Source organism: Streptomyces sp. NPDC007905 (assembly GCF_042959345.1).
Classification (GTDB): domain Bacteria; phylum Actinomycetota; class Actinomycetes; order Streptomycetales; family Streptomycetaceae; genus Streptomyces.
Genome location: NZ_JBIBKS010000015.1, coordinates 38,980 through 53,317 on the forward strand (window position 1 = coordinate 38,980; position 14,338 = coordinate 53,317).

The 14,338-nt window shown below is 70.4% G+C and carries 14 protein-coding genes, 3 tRNA genes and 2 pseudogenes; 5 read left to right on the forward strand and 14 right to left on the reverse strand.

What is annotated here, in order from left to right; all coding sequences use genetic code 11:
* Positions 1-145: 145 nt before the first annotated feature.
* From rplA to ACFZDC_RS25575, 5 genes are all read right to left on the reverse strand, one after another.
* Positions 146-871 (reverse strand): 50S ribosomal protein L1, encoded by a 726-nt coding sequence (gene rplA, locus ACFZDC_RS25555; RefSeq protein ID WP_391327393.1) that lies wholly within the window; start codon positions 869-871, stop codon positions 146-148.
* A 97-nt stretch (positions 872-968) separates the two neighbouring features.
* Positions 969-1,403, reverse strand: a complete 435-nt coding sequence (rplK, locus tag ACFZDC_RS25560) for a 50S ribosomal protein L11 (RefSeq protein ID WP_037858373.1) — start codon at positions 1,401-1,403, stop codon at positions 969-971.
* A 620-nt stretch (positions 1,404-2,023) separates the two neighbouring features.
* Positions 2,024-2,887 carry a transcription termination/antitermination protein NusG gene (nusG, locus tag ACFZDC_RS25565; protein WP_391327395.1) on the reverse strand — a complete coding sequence of 288 codons (864 nt, stop codon included), beginning with the start codon at positions 2,885-2,887 and terminating at the stop codon, positions 2,024-2,026.
* Positions 2,888-2,967: 80 nt separating this feature from the next.
* Entirely contained in the window at positions 2,968-3,252 is a 285-nt protein-coding gene (secE, locus tag ACFZDC_RS25570; RefSeq protein ID WP_391327397.1) for a preprotein translocase subunit SecE, read from the reverse strand.
* Positions 3,253-3,359: 107 nt separating this feature from the next.
* Positions 3,360-3,432, reverse strand: a tRNA-Trp gene (locus tag ACFZDC_RS25575).
* Positions 3,433-3,694: 262 nt separating this feature from the next.
* Between ACFZDC_RS25575 and ACFZDC_RS25580 the strand changes: the two genes are divergently transcribed.
* The 3 genes and pseudogenes from ACFZDC_RS25580 to ACFZDC_RS25590 form a co-directional block, all read left to right on the forward strand.
* Positions 3,695-4,921 (forward strand): aminotransferase class I/II-fold pyridoxal phosphate-dependent enzyme, encoded by a 1,227-nt coding sequence (locus tag ACFZDC_RS25580; RefSeq protein ID WP_391327399.1) that lies wholly within the window; start codon positions 3,695-3,697, stop codon positions 4,919-4,921.
* A 135-nt stretch (positions 4,922-5,056) separates the two neighbouring features.
* The gene (locus tag ACFZDC_RS25585) at positions 5,057-6,097 is read left to right on the forward strand and encodes an adenosine deaminase (protein WP_391327401.1); all 1,041 of its coding nucleotides are present in this window, start codon (positions 5,057-5,059) and stop codon (positions 6,095-6,097) included.
* A gap of 60 nt (positions 6,098-6,157) precedes the next feature.
* Positions 6,158-6,597: pseudogene (locus tag ACFZDC_RS25590) on the forward strand (NAD(P)-dependent oxidoreductase); the annotation flags it as partial.
* 74 nt (positions 6,598-6,671) lie between these two features.
* Here ACFZDC_RS25590 and ACFZDC_RS25595 read toward each other — a convergent pair.
* The 9 genes and pseudogenes from ACFZDC_RS25595 to ACFZDC_RS25635 all read right to left on the reverse strand — a co-directional run bounded on the left by ACFZDC_RS25595 (position 6,672) and on the right by ACFZDC_RS25635 (position 11,926).
* Complete coding sequence (locus ACFZDC_RS25595) at positions 6,672-7,727, reverse strand: UDP-N-acetylmuramate dehydrogenase (protein ID WP_391327403.1); 1,056 nt, start codon at positions 7,725-7,727, stop codon at positions 6,672-6,674.
* Between the two features lie 82 nt (positions 7,728-7,809).
* Positions 7,810-7,903, reverse strand: a pseudogene (locus tag ACFZDC_RS25600).
* Positions 7,904-8,248: 345 nt separating this feature from the next.
* Positions 8,249-9,691 (reverse strand): DHA2 family efflux MFS transporter permease subunit, encoded by a 1,443-nt coding sequence (locus ACFZDC_RS25605; protein ID WP_391327405.1) that lies wholly within the window; start codon positions 9,689-9,691, stop codon positions 8,249-8,251.
* A 94-nt stretch (positions 9,692-9,785) separates the two neighbouring features.
* Positions 9,786-10,355, reverse strand: a complete 570-nt coding sequence (locus ACFZDC_RS25610; RefSeq protein WP_391327407.1) for a TetR family transcriptional regulator — start codon at positions 10,353-10,355, stop codon at positions 9,786-9,788.
* A 132-nt stretch (positions 10,356-10,487) separates the two neighbouring features.
* Positions 10,488-10,916, reverse strand: a complete 429-nt coding sequence (locus ACFZDC_RS25615; RefSeq protein WP_391327409.1) for a MaoC/PaaZ C-terminal domain-containing protein — start codon at positions 10,914-10,916, stop codon at positions 10,488-10,490.
* Between the two features lie 7 nt (positions 10,917-10,923).
* Positions 10,924-11,376, reverse strand: a complete 453-nt coding sequence (locus tag ACFZDC_RS25620; protein ID WP_391327411.1) for a MaoC family dehydratase N-terminal domain-containing protein — start codon at positions 11,374-11,376, stop codon at positions 10,924-10,926.
* Positions 11,377-11,479: 103 nt separating this feature from the next.
* Positions 11,480-11,644 (reverse strand): 50S ribosomal protein L33, encoded by a 165-nt coding sequence (gene rpmG, locus ACFZDC_RS25625; RefSeq protein WP_003948671.1) that lies wholly within the window; start codon positions 11,642-11,644, stop codon positions 11,480-11,482.
* 90 nt (positions 11,645-11,734) lie between these two features.
* Positions 11,735-11,807, reverse strand: a tRNA-Met gene (locus ACFZDC_RS25630).
* A 46-nt stretch (positions 11,808-11,853) separates the two neighbouring features.
* Positions 11,854-11,926 (reverse strand) — tRNA-Thr (locus tag ACFZDC_RS25635).
* A gap of 319 nt (positions 11,927-12,245) precedes the next feature.
* On the opposite strand from ACFZDC_RS25635, the gene ACFZDC_RS25640 reads away from it, so the two are divergent.
* Together ACFZDC_RS25640 and ACFZDC_RS25645 are read left to right on the forward strand one after the other, a co-directional pair.
* Positions 12,246-13,511 (forward strand): amidohydrolase family protein, encoded by a 1,266-nt coding sequence (locus ACFZDC_RS25640; RefSeq protein ID WP_391327412.1) that lies wholly within the window; start codon positions 12,246-12,248, stop codon positions 13,509-13,511.
* Between the two features lie 149 nt (positions 13,512-13,660).
* Positions 13,661-14,317, forward strand: a complete 657-nt coding sequence (locus ACFZDC_RS25645) for an NAD(P)H-binding protein (RefSeq protein WP_391327414.1) — start codon at positions 13,661-13,663, stop codon at positions 14,315-14,317.
* The last annotated feature ends 21 nt before the right edge of the window (positions 14,318-14,338 follow it).

A 14,338-nucleotide genomic window follows, 5' to 3' on the forward strand; every position in this document is an offset into this window, starting at 1 on the left:
GAGTCCTGTGCCTGCACGTAACCCAGGCCACTGACAGTCGTGCGAAAGGTCGCACAAAGAAAGGACGGGCCCCGCACCTCGAAGGTTGCAGGGCCCGCCCTCCACTTACGCGTACCTGACGCGGCTACCGGGGTGAGCGCGGCGCTCAGACGGCGGCCGGGTCCTCCTCGACGAGGAGGTTGCGGGTGCGGTTCGGGTCGAGCGGGATGCCGGGACCCATCGTGGTGGTGATGGCGGCCTTCTTGATGTAGCGACCCTTGGCGGCGGACGGCTTCAGACGGAGGATCTCCTCCAGCGCGGCGCCGTAGTTCTCCACCAGCTTGCTGTCGTCGAACGACGTCTTGCCGATGATGAAGTGCAGGTTCGAGTGCTTGTCGACGCGGAACTCGATCTTGCCGCCCTTGATGTCGTTGACGGCCTTGACCACGTCGGGGGTGACGGTGCCGGTCTTCGGGTTCGGCATCAGACCGCGCGGGCCGAGGACGCGGCCGAGGCGGCCGACCTTGCCCATGAGGTCCGGGGTGGCGACGACGGCGTCGAAGTCCAGACGGCCCTTCGACACCTCGTCGATCAGCTCGTCGGCACCGACGATGTCGGCGCCCGCGGCACGCGCGGCCTCGGCACGGTCACCGGTCGCGAAGACCAGGACCCGGGCGGTCTTACCGGTGCCGTGCGGAAGGTTCACGGTGCCACGGACCATCTGGTCGGCCTTGCGCGGGTCGACACCCAGACGGAAGGCGACCTCGACGGTGCCGTCGAACTTGGTCGTGGAGGTCTCCTTGGCGAGACGGACGGCCTCGAGCGGGGCGTAGAGCTTCTCCCGGTCGATCTTGGCGTCCGCAGCGCGGAGGGCCTTGCTGCGCTTGCTCACAACTGCTCCTGTGTGTTCTGAAAGGAGTCGTGGTACGGGCCGAGCAGGCCCTGCCACGTGCGGCTTTCTACGGCCGCATGACTGCTGGGGGTGGCGTTCAGCCCTCGACCGTGATGCCCATGGAGCGGGCGGTGCCGGCGATGATCTTCGACGCGGCGTCCAGGTCGTTGGCGTTCAGGTCGGGCAGCTTGGTCTGGGCGATCTCGCGGACCTGCGCCTCGGTGATCTTGGCGACCTTGGTCTTGTGCGGCTCGCCGGAGCCCTTCTCCACACCCGCGGCCTTGAGGATCATCTTCGCGGCCGGCGGCGTCTTGGTCACGAAGGTGAAGGAACGGTCCTCGTAGACCGTGATCTCCACCGGGATGACCCAACCGCGCTGCGACTCGGTCGCGGCGTTGTAGGCCTTGCAGAACTCCATGATGTTGACGCCGTGCTGACCGAGCGCGGGGCCGACCGGCGGGGCCGGGTTCGCCGCACCGGCGTTGATCTGGAGCTTGATGAGCCCCGTGACCTTCTTCTTCTTGGGAGGCATGCTCTCTCCGGGTCCTTACTGAGAGTTGGTTACCATCTGGGCCATTCGGATGCACCAGGAAGTGCATGATCCCGCAGATGGCATACCGCACAACGATAGCCGCTGTCCCCTCGGGACCGGAAATCGTCCAGGTCAGACGGCCTGCGAGTGCCTGCGGCGGGCCGGACCGAGCGGTACTGCGGGAGGGACCGGAGCGAGCGGTACCGCCGGAGGGAAGGGCCACCGCCGGGCTGCGGGTGGCCCGTGGCTGGTCGCGCGGTTCGCGGTCCCTGAGTCGCCCACGCGTGCGCAGTTCCCCGCGCCCTTGAGTTCGCATACGCGCATCGGCCGTCGCCCTGCCGCCGCCACAGCGCACGGCGACGCCCCCGGCCGCCCCGCGTCCGTCGCGCCTGTCATGCCGTGGTCGGCTCGCGCAGCAACACTGTTCGAAGGGATCAGCGGCGCCGGAAGGGTCCGGCCGTATGCCTCACGCTGCTCCGGGTGCCCACGCGGCCACGGTGGCGCACACGAGGCCGGCGTAGCGATGGCGCAGTGACGGCCCAGTGACGGCCCGCCACGCACGACAGAGCCCCTGCCCAACGGAAACCGCGGGGCAGGGGCTCTCTCGGATGATCGTTGACCTAGTTCTTCTGGATCTGGTCGAAGGAGAGCTCGACCGGCGTCTCGCGGCCGAAGATCTCCACCAGGCCCTTGACCTTCTTCGAGTCGGGGTTGATCTCGTTGATGGTCGCCTGCAGCGTGGCGAACGGGCCGTCGGTGACGGTGACCGAGTCTCCGACCTCGAAGTCCAGCACCTGGACCTCGACCTTGCGCTGCGGGGCGGGCTTGCCCTCGGCCTCGGCGGCCTCGCGGGCGGCCTTCTCCTCGGCCTCCGGGGCGAGCATCTTGACGATCTCGTCCAGGGTCAGCGGGTAGGGGTCGTAGGCGTTGCCGACGAAGCCGGTGACGCCCGGGGTGTTGCGGACGACGCCCCAGGACTCGTTGGTCAGGTCCATGCGGACCAGGACGTAACCCGGCAGCTTGTTCTGCTTGATCGTCTTGCGGTCGCCGTTCTTGATCTGGACGACCTCTTCCTGGGGCACCTCGGCCTGGAAGATGTAGTCCTCGACGTTCAGCGAGACGGCGCGCTGCTCCAGGTTGGTCTTCACGCGGTTCTCGTAGCCGGCGTAGGTGTGGATGACGTACCACTCGCCGGGCAGGGAGCGCAGTTCCTCGCGCAGGGCCTGGACCGGGTCGACGGGCTCGGCGGGCTCTTCCTCGACGGCTTCGGCGGCCAGGGTGTCGGGCTCCTCGGCCTCGACGTCCTCGCCTTCCTCGTCCTCGACGTGAAGAGCGACCTCCTCGGCCGGCTCCCCCAGTTCGGCCTCGGCAGCCTCGAACTCGTCCTGCTCGTCCGCGCCCTCGACGATGTCGAGCTCGTCGTCCACCGTCTCGGCGGCATTCCCGCGAGGCTCGATGGCGTCGTTCAGGTTCGGGTCAGACACGATGGCTGCTTCTTCCTGGATACATAGGGGTGGAACATGCGAAAACGGGCGCCGGTACCACGGCGCCCTTCGCTCTTGGCTCAGCCGAAAACGTACTTGGCCGCGTGGTTGAGCCCATAGTCAATCACGGTCACCAAGGCGATCATGATCGCGACGAAGAAGATCACCACGGTTGTGTACGACGACAGCTGGTGGCGCGTCGGCCAGACGACCTTGCGGAGTTCCGCGATGATCTGGCGGTAGAAGATGGCGAGGCGCTTCAGCGGGCCCTTCTTGGCGCGCTTGCCGCCCTTGCGGGCCTTCTGCTTGGACTCGGGCACCTCATCGGCATCAGGCGTGTCGATGGAGCCCACGGCGTCCGTCATTCGTCCTCACCTGATCCCGGGTCGTGGCCGTGCCGCGCCCGGTTTCTGAGCCGCACGGCGGTGCATTGCTGTACGTACATGCGCACACATCCTGGCGGTGTGTGTAGCAGGGCCGGAGGGACTTGAACCCCCAACCGCCGGTTTTGGAGACCGGTGCTCTACCAATTGAGCTACGACCCTTTGGTTGTTCCCCAACGTACCGCATCCGACCGGATGCTCGGTGTGCACCTGCTGTGGAGCGGCTGCTGAAGGCCAACGAGGTGAGAGTGTACGTGGTCCACGGCCCGGCGTCGAACAGAAAGTGCCTGCCCGGGGCGGCCCGCCCGAAGATCGTCCTGGCCGGAGGCCGGATTCGGACCCCTGTTCACGCCTCGACCCGTCGGCTGTTCAGTCTGTGAAACCCGTGTGCCGGAGACATTTCCGGTCTGGAACGATGGGCCTCATGAGCGCTGCAACCCCTCCCACCGAGCGCCGGGTCTCCGCCCGAGTCGGCGCGATCTCCGAGTCCGCCACCCTCGCCGTGGACGCCAAGGCCAAGGCCCTGAAGGCCGCCGGGCGGCCGGTGATCGGCTTCGGCGCCGGTGAGCCCGACTTCCCGACCCCGGACTACATCGTCGAGGCGGCCGTCGAGGCCTGCAAGAACCCGAAGTATCACCGCTACACGCCGGCCGGCGGCCTGCCCGAGCTGAAGGCCGCGATCGCCGCGAAGACGCTGCGCGACTCCGGCTGGGAGCCCGACGTCTCGCAGATCCTGGTCACCAACGGCGGCAAGCAGGCCATCTACGAGGCGTTCGCCGCGATCCTCGACCCGGGTGACGAGGTCATCGTCCCCGCGCCGTATTGGACGACGTACCCGGAGTCGATCCGTCTGGCCGGCGGTGTCCCGGTGGAGGTCGTCGCCGACGAGACGACCGGCTACCGGGTCTCGGTCGAGCAGCTCGAGGCGGCGCGCACGGAGAAGACGAAGGTCGTGCTCTTCGTCTCCCCGTCCAACCCGACCGGCGCGGTGTACTCCGAGGCCGAGACCGAGGCGATCGGCCGCTGGGCCGTCGAGCACGGCCTGTGGGTGCTCACCGACGAGATCTACGAGCACCTCGTCTACGGCGACGCGGTATCCGTGTCCCTGCCCGCGCTCCTGCCCGAGCTGCGGGACAAGTGCATCGTGGTCAACGGTGTGGCGAAGACGTACGCCATGACGGGCTGGCGCGTGGGCTGGGTCATCGGCCCGAAGGACGTCGTCAAGGCCGCGACGAACCTGCAGTCGCACGCCACCTCGAACGTCTCCAACGTGGCCCAGGTGGCCGCCCTGGCCGCCGTCTCCGGCGACCTGGAGGCCGTGGCGAAGATGCGCGAGGCATTCGACCGGCGGCGCAAGACCATCGTGCGGATGCTCAACGAGATCGACGGCGTGGTCTGCCCGGAGCCCGAGGGCGCCTTCTACGCCTACCCGTCGGTCAAGGGTCTGCTCGGCAAGGAGATCCGCGGCAAGCGCCCGCAGGACACCGTCGAACTGGCCGCGCTGATCCTGGAGGAGGCCGAGGTCGCGGTCGTCCCGGGCGAGGCCTTCGGCACGCCGGGCTACCTGCGGCTGTCGTACGCGCTCGGCGACGAGGACCTGGTCGAGGGTGTGAGCCGGATCCAGAAGCTGCTGGCCGAGGCCCGGGACTGAACACCTCTTTTCCGAGCTCCACGCACGCGTGCGGGCCGTTTCCCTCCGGGGAGGCGGCCCGTTCGCGTGTGCGAGCAAGACCACGTTCGGGGAAAGAGCTACCGGGGTGAGGGGGACGTGCGGCAGGATCCTGGGATGGAGCGTGTACGTGATCTCTCTGAGCTGCCGAAAGCCCATCTGCACCTGCACTTCACCGGCTCGATGCGGCCCGGGACCGTCCTGGAACTGGCCGACAAGCACGGCGTGCGTCTGCCCGAGACGCTGACGGACGCGCTGACCAGCGGGGAACCGCCCAAACTGCGGGCCACGGACGAACGGGGCTGGTTCCGCTTCCAGCGGCTGTACGACGCGGCGCGTTCCTGCCTCAGGGAGCCGGAGGACATCCAGCGGCTGGTCCGGGAGGCCGCGGAGGAGGATCTGGAGGACGGCTCGCGCTGGCTGGAGATCCAGGTGGACCCGACCTCGTACGCGCCCCGCCTGGGCGGTCTCATCCCGGCGCTGGAGATCATCCTGGACGCGGTGGAGACGACCGCGCGGGACACCGGCCTCGGCATGCGCGTGCTGGTGGCCGCGAACCGCATGAAGCACCCCCTCGACGCGCGCACGCTGGCCCGGCTCGCGGTGCGGTACGCCGACCGGGGTGTGGTGGGCTTCGGGCTGTCCAACGACGAACGGCGGGGCATGGCACGGGACTTCGACCGGGCCTTCGCCATCGCACGCGACGGCGGCCTGCTCTCCGCCCCGCACGGCGGCGAGCTGACCGGCCCGGCGTCGGTGCGCGACTGCCTGGACGACCTGCAGGCCCACCGGCTGGGCCACGGGGTGCGCGCGGCGGAGGACCCACGGCTGCTGAAACGGCTCGCCGACCGGGGCGTGACCTGCGAGGTCTGCCCGGCCTCGAACGTGGCGCTGGGCGTCTACGAGAAGCCGGAGGACGTACCGCTGCGCACACTCTTCGAGGCCGGCGTCCCGATGGCCCTCGGCGCCGACGACCCGCTGCTCTTCGGCTCCCGGCTGGCCGCCCAGTACGAGATCGCCCGCCACCACCACGACTTCACGGACGCGGAGCTCGCGGAACTGGCCCGGCAGTCGGTCCGGGGCTCGGCGGCCCCGGAGGACGTCAAGGCGCGGCTGCTGGCCGGCGTGGACGACTGGCTGACCCGCCCGGCCGTCTGACGTGGGCGTAGGGCGCATAGGGCTGGAAACAGATCAGCACTCGGGGCTTCGCCGGGGGTTCGGCTCGTCCTCTCGGGTCTGGGCGCGCGCAGCCGCAAGGACGCGGGAGTGGCCGCACGGCTCACCCTTACGGTCCTCGGGGCCGTGGAGACAGAGGGGTTCGGCGGCTGCTGGTGGTCAGCGCGGGACCGGTCGGTCCGGCCCCCGAGGACGACGGCGTCCTGGACCGCGGAATGCGGGGCCTGGTGTCGGCGATCCTCAAGGACGTCTACGCCGACCTGCGCGAGATGGAGGCCGAGCTGGCGCGCAGCGGCGCGGACTGGACGTCCGTACGGCGGCCCCGTCTGCTGGACAAGCCGCTCACCGGCCGCTGTCGCACGGTCGTCGGCGGCTTCCCGCCCAGGGGCCGCTTCATCGCGCGCGCCGACGTAGCCCACGCGATGCTGTCCATGATCGACGAGATCGGGACGGTGAAGCAGGGAGCCGGCGTCGCGTACTGAGCTGGCGGCCGAAGGCCACGGATCCCTACGGCCACCCTGCGCGGACACCTGCGCGGTCTGCGCGGTCTGCGCGGCTAGAGGCTCACGCCGACCGTCACCGGCTCGTTGACCAGTGTGATCCCGAAGGCCTCGCGGACCCCGGCGACGACCTCGCGGGCCAGGGCCAGCAGGTCCTCGGTGGTGGCGCCGCCCCGGTTGGTCAGGGCGAGGGTGTGCTTGGTGGAGATTCGGGCGGGCCCGGTGCCGTACCCCTTGGTGAAGCCGGCCTTGTCGATCAGCCAGGCCGCCGAGGTCTTGGTACGGCCCTTGCCCGCAGGGTAGGCGGGCGGCTCGACGCCCTCGCCCAGCCGCTCCCGCACGCGCGCGTGAAAGGCGGCGAACTGCTCCTCGGTCAGGATCGGGTTGGTGAAGAAGGACCCGGCGGACCAGGTGTCGTGGTCCTCGGGGTCGAGGACCATGCCCTTCCCGGCCCGCAGCCTCAGGACGGTCTCGCGGGCCGTGGCGAGCGGCACCCTCTCCCCCGGCTGCACACCGAGCGCCCGGGCCGCCTCGGCGTACTTGACCGGCGCCGACAGTCCGTCGGCGTCCTCGAGCTCGAAGCGGACGCGCAGCACGACATAGCGCTCGGGGTCGGCCTTGAAGCGGCTGTGCCGGTACGAGAAGGCGCACTCCTCGTTCGTCAGCGTGACCGTCTGGCCGGCCCGGCGGTCGTACGCGATCACCTCGGTGATCGTCGAGGAGACCTCCTGGCCGTAGGCGCCCACGTTCTGGATCGGGGTGGCGCCCGCGGAGCCCGGGATCCCGGCCAGGCACTCGATCCCGGCCAGCGCGGCCTCCACGGTGCGGGCGACGGCGTCCGTCCACACTTCGCCGGCCGCCAGTTCCAGCGTGGTGCCGCGCAGCTCGATCCCTCGCGTGGCGATGCGCACGGCGGTGCCGTCGAAGCCCTTGTCGCCGATGACCAGGTTGGAACCGCCGCCGATGACCAGCAGCGGTGTCCCGCTGTCGTCGGCCTCGCGGACGGCGTCGATCACCTCGGTGTCGGTGGAGGCGGTGACCAGCCGGACCGCGGGGCCGCCCAGTCGGAAGGTGGTCAGCGGGGCGAGGGGGGCGTCGTGGAGTACCTGCACGGCCCCAAGACTACGAGACGGGACCGACAGCCCTGCGGCGCCTGGGGGCGGAGCCGCTCAGTGCCGTGGATCCAGTCCGGAGCGGAGAGGGCAGGATTCGAACCTGCGTGGGCCGCATGGGCCCGACCTCGAGGCGTGCTCGCTGGTCCCCGATCAACCACTCCGGGCACCTCTCCCTGTTCAACGTTCCCGGCTCGGTTTCCCGTGCCGTTCACATGAAGAAGAGTGCCAGCGCACGCTGACGGCGCGCTGACGCGCCGTGGTCCCCGTTCGGCAACGCACCCGCGCGTGGACCGGAAGAGGTCCACGCGCGGGTGCGGGTGCGGGTGCGGGTTCGGGGAGTCCGCCGGCTCAGGTCAGCTGTCCGGAAGGCTCCTCCTGCCGGTCCAGCGGCATCGCCACAGGTGCTGTGCCTTCAGCGACGCTCGGTGGTTCGGCACGGTCCAGGGCAGGTTGGGCACGACCGCCCCCTTCCGTTTCCCCGCCGTGCGGAGTCAGTGGGACAGGCCGCCCGTGCGGAGTCAGTGGGACAGGGCCTCGGTGGCCGGCGCGGGGGCCTGCTCGGCCACCACCGTGTTCCCCTGCGCTCGCCGCCGGGCCGGGATGAGCAGGGCCGCGACCGCGGCCAGGGCGACCACCCCGGAGCCGGTGACGAGGGCGGGCCGCAGCCCGTCCACGAAGGCCTGCGCGCTCTCGTAGCCGCCCTCTGCGGAGAAGATCGACGACATGACCGCGATGCCGAGCGCGCCACCGACCTCACGCAGGGCGTTGTTGGCGCCGGAGGCGATGCCCTGCTCCTGCGGCCGGACGCTGGAGATCACCAGGTTGGCGGCGGGGGCGAAGTACAGGGCCATGCCGATGCCGCTGATGACCAGTGCAGGCAGCTGGGCGGTGTAGGAGACATCCGCGGCGACCACGGAGGCCATGTAGCCGAGACCGATGGCCTGCAGGAACAGGCCGGTGGCGACGACCGGTCGGCCGCCGATGCGGTCGGAGAGGATGCCGGCGACCGGTGCGACGAGCATGGGCATACCGGTCCACGGCAGCATCCTCAGGCCCGCCTCGGTGGGCGAGTAGCCGAGTACGCCCTGCATGTACTGGCTGAGCAGGAAGATCGAGCCGAACATCCCGACGAACATCAGCAGGCTGGCCGCGTTGATCCCGGAGAAGGCGCGGGAGCGGAACAGCCGCATGGGGAGCATCGGGTTCTTGGCGCGGGTGCTGTAGAGGACGAAGCCCACCAGCAGGGCGCTTCCGGCGAACAGCGCGGTCAGCACCAGGGATTCGGTCCAGCCGTCGGCGGGCCCGCGGACCAGGCCGTACACGATCCCGAAGAGTCCGCCGCTGGCGAGCAGGGTGCCGGGGAGGTCGAGCCGGGCGCCGGTGCCGTGGGACTCGGCGAGGCGCAGCCGGGCGAGCGGCAGCAGGGCCACGCCGAGCGGGACGTTCAGCCAGAAGATCCAGTGCCAGGAGATGTGCTCGGTGAGGCTGCCGCCGATGAGCGGCCCGGAGGCGACGGCGAGGCCGTTGACGGCACCCCAGATGCCGTACGCCATGCCCCGCTTGGCGACGGGCACGGCCGCGGTCAGCAGGGTGAGCGTGAGCGGCATCATCACGGCCGCGCCGACGCCCTGCACCGCGCGGGCGGCGATGAGGGAGCCGATGCCGGGTGCCATGGCCGCGGCGGCGGAGGCGCCGGTGAAGACGGCGAGTCCGGCGAGGAAGAGCCGGCGGCGCCCGAAGCGGTCGCCGAGCGCGGCACCGAACATCAGCAGGACGGCGAAGGTGAGCGTGTAGGCGCTCACGGTCCATTCGAGGTCGTCCAGCGCGCCGCCGAGGTCCCGGCGGACGGAGGGCAGGGCGGTGGTGACGACGAGGTTGTCGAGGGCCGCCATGAACCCGGCGACGCTGGTGATGACGAGGGCCCAGGCGGCGCCCCCGCGACGTGCGGTCTGCTCTGACATCGCTCCCCCAGTGGGTGATCACTGCCATGTGATTAGTTATTGCTGACTAACTTTGCTGCTCATGAAAGAGCGGAACCTCCCGCCCTTCCGTGTCCTACTTCTCCGGCCGCCCGGTGATCCGGGCCGACGGATACATTCCCTGCCAGACCCGGTGGTCGGGCGGAAAACCCATGGCCGTAAGGGTGTTGATGAGCATGCCGTACGCCAGGAAGGTCGTGGTCTCCTTGTCGTCCGCCCCCAGCGGCAGATGCACGGTCTCCCACAGCTTCATCCAGCCGGCCCGTACGGTCTCACCGAACTGGTGGTCGCCTTCCGCCTCGGCGGCCGCGACCGTGATGTACGTCTGCATCTGCATCTGCAGCGTCTCGGGGCGTTCCGTGATCAGACGCACGTAGGCGTTCGCCATGGCGTGCAGGGCCTCCTCGCCCTGCAGCCCCTCGGCCACCTCCTCGAAGGCCCGGCACGTGTCCTCCACGCACCGCAGCGACGCGGCCGCGAAGATCGCCTTCTTGCCCGGGAAGAGCCGGAAGAGGTAGGGCTGCGAAACGCCCACGCGTTTGGCGATCGCCTCCGTCGAGGTGCCGTAGTAACCCTTCTGCGCGAACTCCGCGACTGCCGCGCGGATGACGCTCTGGCGCCGCTCCTCTGCGCTCATCCTGACCATGCGAGGAAGTTAGTACTCAATCACTAACTACGTCAAGGGGCTTGTTCCGTGCGGCTTCCGTGCATCCGTGCGGCTTCCGTGCAGGAGTCAGGGCGCCCACCCATGGGTCGGCGCCCTTACCCGGAGCCGCTGTCAGGCCAGTCGTACGACCGCCCGGGACATGCCCAGCACCTTCTGGCCGCCGCTCGTCGCGGTCAGGTCCACGCGCACGGTGTTGTCGTCGAGCTTGGCCGCGACCTTGCCGCTGACCTCGATCACCGCGCCCTTGTCATCGTTGGGCACGACGACCGGCCTGGTGAAGCGGACGCCGTACTCCACGACCGCGCCCGGGTCACCCGTCCAGTCGGTGACCACGCGGATCGCCTCGGCCATGGTGAACATGCCGTGCGCGATGACGTCCGGCAGGCCCACCTCCTTGGCGAACTTCTCGTTCCAGTGGATCGGGTTGAAGTCCCCGGAGGCACCCGCGTACCGCACCAGCGTGTCGCGGGTCACGGAGAAGGTCTGCGCCGGCAGTTCGGTGCCGACCTCGACGTCGTCGTACGCGATCTTCGCCGTCATCGGTACCTCACACCCCCTCGGCCGCACGGGCCACGAGCTTGGTCCAGGCGGTCACCACGTGCTCGCCCGCCTCGTCGTGCACCTCGCCCCGGATGTCCAGGACGTCGTTGCCGGCGAGGGACTTGATCCCCTCGATGGTGGAGGTGACCGAGAGCCGGTCACCGGCGCGCACCGGGCGGGTGTAGGCGAACTTCTGGTCGCCGTGCACCACACGGGTGTAGTCGAGACCGAGCTGCGGATCCTCGACGACCTGTCCGGCGGCCCGGAAGGTGATGGAGAACACGAAGGTCGGCGGGGCGATCACATCGGGGTGACCGAACGCCTTGGCGGCCTCCGGGTCCGTGTACACCGGGTTGTTCTCCCCGACCGCCTCGGCGAACTCGCGGATCTTCTCCCGGCCCACCTCGTAGGGCGCGGTGGGCGGATAGGTCCGCCCCACGAAGGACTGGTCGAGCGCCATGGCCCGGCACCTCCTGGTCTCAGCAGCGTGTCTGCTCTCGGCATGTGAAACGACGTGAGGCCGCCCCCCGAACTGCGGGGGCGGCCTCACGTACGAGCCTGATTTATCGCGTCTCGCGGTGCGCGGTGTGCGCGTTGCAACGCGGGCAGTGCTTCTTCATCTCAAGACGGTCCGGGTTGTTACGCCGGTTCTTCTTGGTGATGTAGTTCCGCTCCTTGCACTCCACGCAGGCCAGCGTGATCTTCGGGCGGACGTCGGTGGCAGCCACGTGAGTGCTCCTAAGACGAACGGGTGGGCTAATTCAACGCAAGCAAGAGTAGCCGATCGAAGGACCGACCCCGCAATCGGCTACTGTCAGTAGCGGTGACCGGACTTGAACCGGTGACACAGCGATTATGAGCCGCTTGCTCTACCGACTGAGCTACACCGCTTTGATGAGATCGGCCCCGCCTCGCGACGGGAAACCTCTCACACCAGAGCCCCAAAACGGAATCGAACCGTTGACCTTCTCCTTACCATGGAGACGCTCTGCCGACTGAGCTATTGGGGCGAGCGATGAAGACATTACACGGTCCGCCGCCGTTCACCCAAATCCGTATCGGGCCGCCCGCCGCACCCCTCTTCCCGGGCCTCCCCACTGCCTCGCGAGGCGCGTGCGGCGCGGCCACGCGCGCGTGGGAGCCCGCTGTACGGGAGGGCTGTGCGTGCACCGCGAGGGGCGGACCACACCGGTACGACTATTGCGCTCCTCCGCGCCCTGCCCGGCTCCCCGGCCTAGGCTCGACTCACTCTGCGTGATCTTGAGTCCGTCGCGGACTCGAGCCCTCACGCGACCCTCCCCCGAGCCCCGGCCGACCCCTGGGAGTCCGATGCCAGACAGCCAGCCGCAGCCGCCCCCGTCGTCGAACCCGTCCGGCTCCTCCGGACAGCCCGACCCGGCCGCCCTGCTGCTGTGCGGGGCGCGGCTCACCGACGGCCGGACCGTGGACGTACGGCTGGGCGGCGGGCGCATCGAGGCGGTCGGCACGGCCGGCAGCCTGACACCAGGGCCGGCCCGGAAGAGCGCGGCCCGTGTGGACCTCGGCGGCTACCTCCTCCTCCCCGCCCCGGCGGAGCCGCACGCCCACAGCGACACCGCACTCTCCGCCGAGCACCCCGGGCCGGTCTCGTACACCCCCGAGGACGTCCAGCGCCGTGCCACGGAGGCGGCGCTGCTGCAGCTCGGCCACGGCGCGACGGCGGTACGCACGCACGTGCGCGTGGGCGACGTCCAGGGCCTGGGCGCGCTCGGCGCCGTTCTGCAGGCACGGCGGTCCCTGCGGGGGCTCGCGGAACTGACCACGGTGGCGATGCCGCGTCTGCTGACCGGGGTGGCCGGCTCCGACGGGCTCGCGATGCTGCGGGACGCGGTGAAGATGGGCGCCTCGGTGGTGGGCGGCTGCCCCGACCTGGACCCCGATCCCACCGGCTACGTGGAGGCCGTACTGGAGGTGGCATCGGAGCACGGCTGCCCGGTGGACCTGCACACCGACGCCGCCGACCCGGCCCGGCTGTCCCGGCTCGCGGCCATGGCGGGTGGTCTGCGCCCCGGCGTGACGGTCGGCCCGTGCGCCGGTCTCGCACGCCTGTCCACCGAGGCCGCCACCCGGCTCGCGGACCAGCTCGCGGCGGCCGGTGTGACGGTGGTGTGCCTGCCCCAGGGCGGTTGCGGGGGCGCGGACCGACGGGGCACCGCGCCGGTACGGCTGCTGCGCGCGGCCGGGGTGAGGGTGGCGGCCGGCAGCGGCGCCCTCCGGGACGTCTCGAACCCGGTCGGCCGCGGCGACCCCCTGGAGGCTGCCTACCTCCTCGCCTCCGTCCACGGCCTGCGCCCCGAGGACGCCTACGAGGCGGTGAGCGGCTCGGCCCGCGCGGTCCTGGGCCTGCCCGAGGTCCGCGTGGAGGCGGGTTTCCCCGCCGAACTCCTGGCGGTGCGCGGCGACCGCCTGTCCGGCGCCCTCTCCCTCGCCTACAGCCGGATCGTGATCCACCGCGGGCGGGTGGTGTCCCGCACGAGCGCGGTCCGCGAGTACTGCAACTCGGCGGCAGCGGCGGAACTGGGGCTGCCCCGGCAGGGGAGGAAGGACTTGTCCTGAAGGGCGCGCTCGCTGCCGTACGGGGCGTACGGGGCGCGTGCCGCAGGCTGCGCGCCTGCGTCCGTGCGCCGAGGCGCCCTTGAGCCCCGGCATGCTCACCGTGTTAACTCGTGCGGCGGATGCGCTTCTTCGGGCGTACGGTCGGAATCATGCGCATTGTCATCGCTGGTGGTCATGGTCAGATCGCGCTGCGGCTGGAGCGGCTGCTCTCCGCGCGCGGGTACGAGGTCGCGGGGATCATCCGCAAGGCCGAACAGGGCGACGATCTGCGGGAGGCCGGCGCCGAACCGGTCCTGCTCGACATGGAGTCCGCCTCGGTGGAGGAGGTAGCGGCACATCTGCAGGGAGCGGACGCGGCGGTCTTCGCGGCCGGCGCGGGCCCGGGCAGCGGTAAGGCCCGCAAGGAAACGGTGGACAAGGGCGCGGCCATACTGTTCGCGGACGCGGCCGTCCGCGCGCGCGTACGCCGTTTCGTCGTGGTCTCCTCGATGGGCGCGGACCCCGCGCACCGGGGCGACGACGTCTTCGACGTGTACCTGCGCGCCAAGGGCGAGGCCGACGCGTACATCTCCCGCCAGGAAGCCCTCGACTGGACCATCCTGCGCCCCGGTACGCTGACGAACGACCCGGGCACCGGCCTGGTCCGCCTGGAGGCCCACACCGGACGCGGCACGGTCCCCCGGGACGACGTGGCCGCCGTACTGGCGGAGCTGGTGGAAACCCCGGCGACGGCCGGCCTGACGCTGGAGCTGATCAGCGGGTCGACACCGGTGTCGGTCGCCGTGAGGTCGGTCGCGGGGAACTGAGGCGGGCCGCCGGCCGTTCAC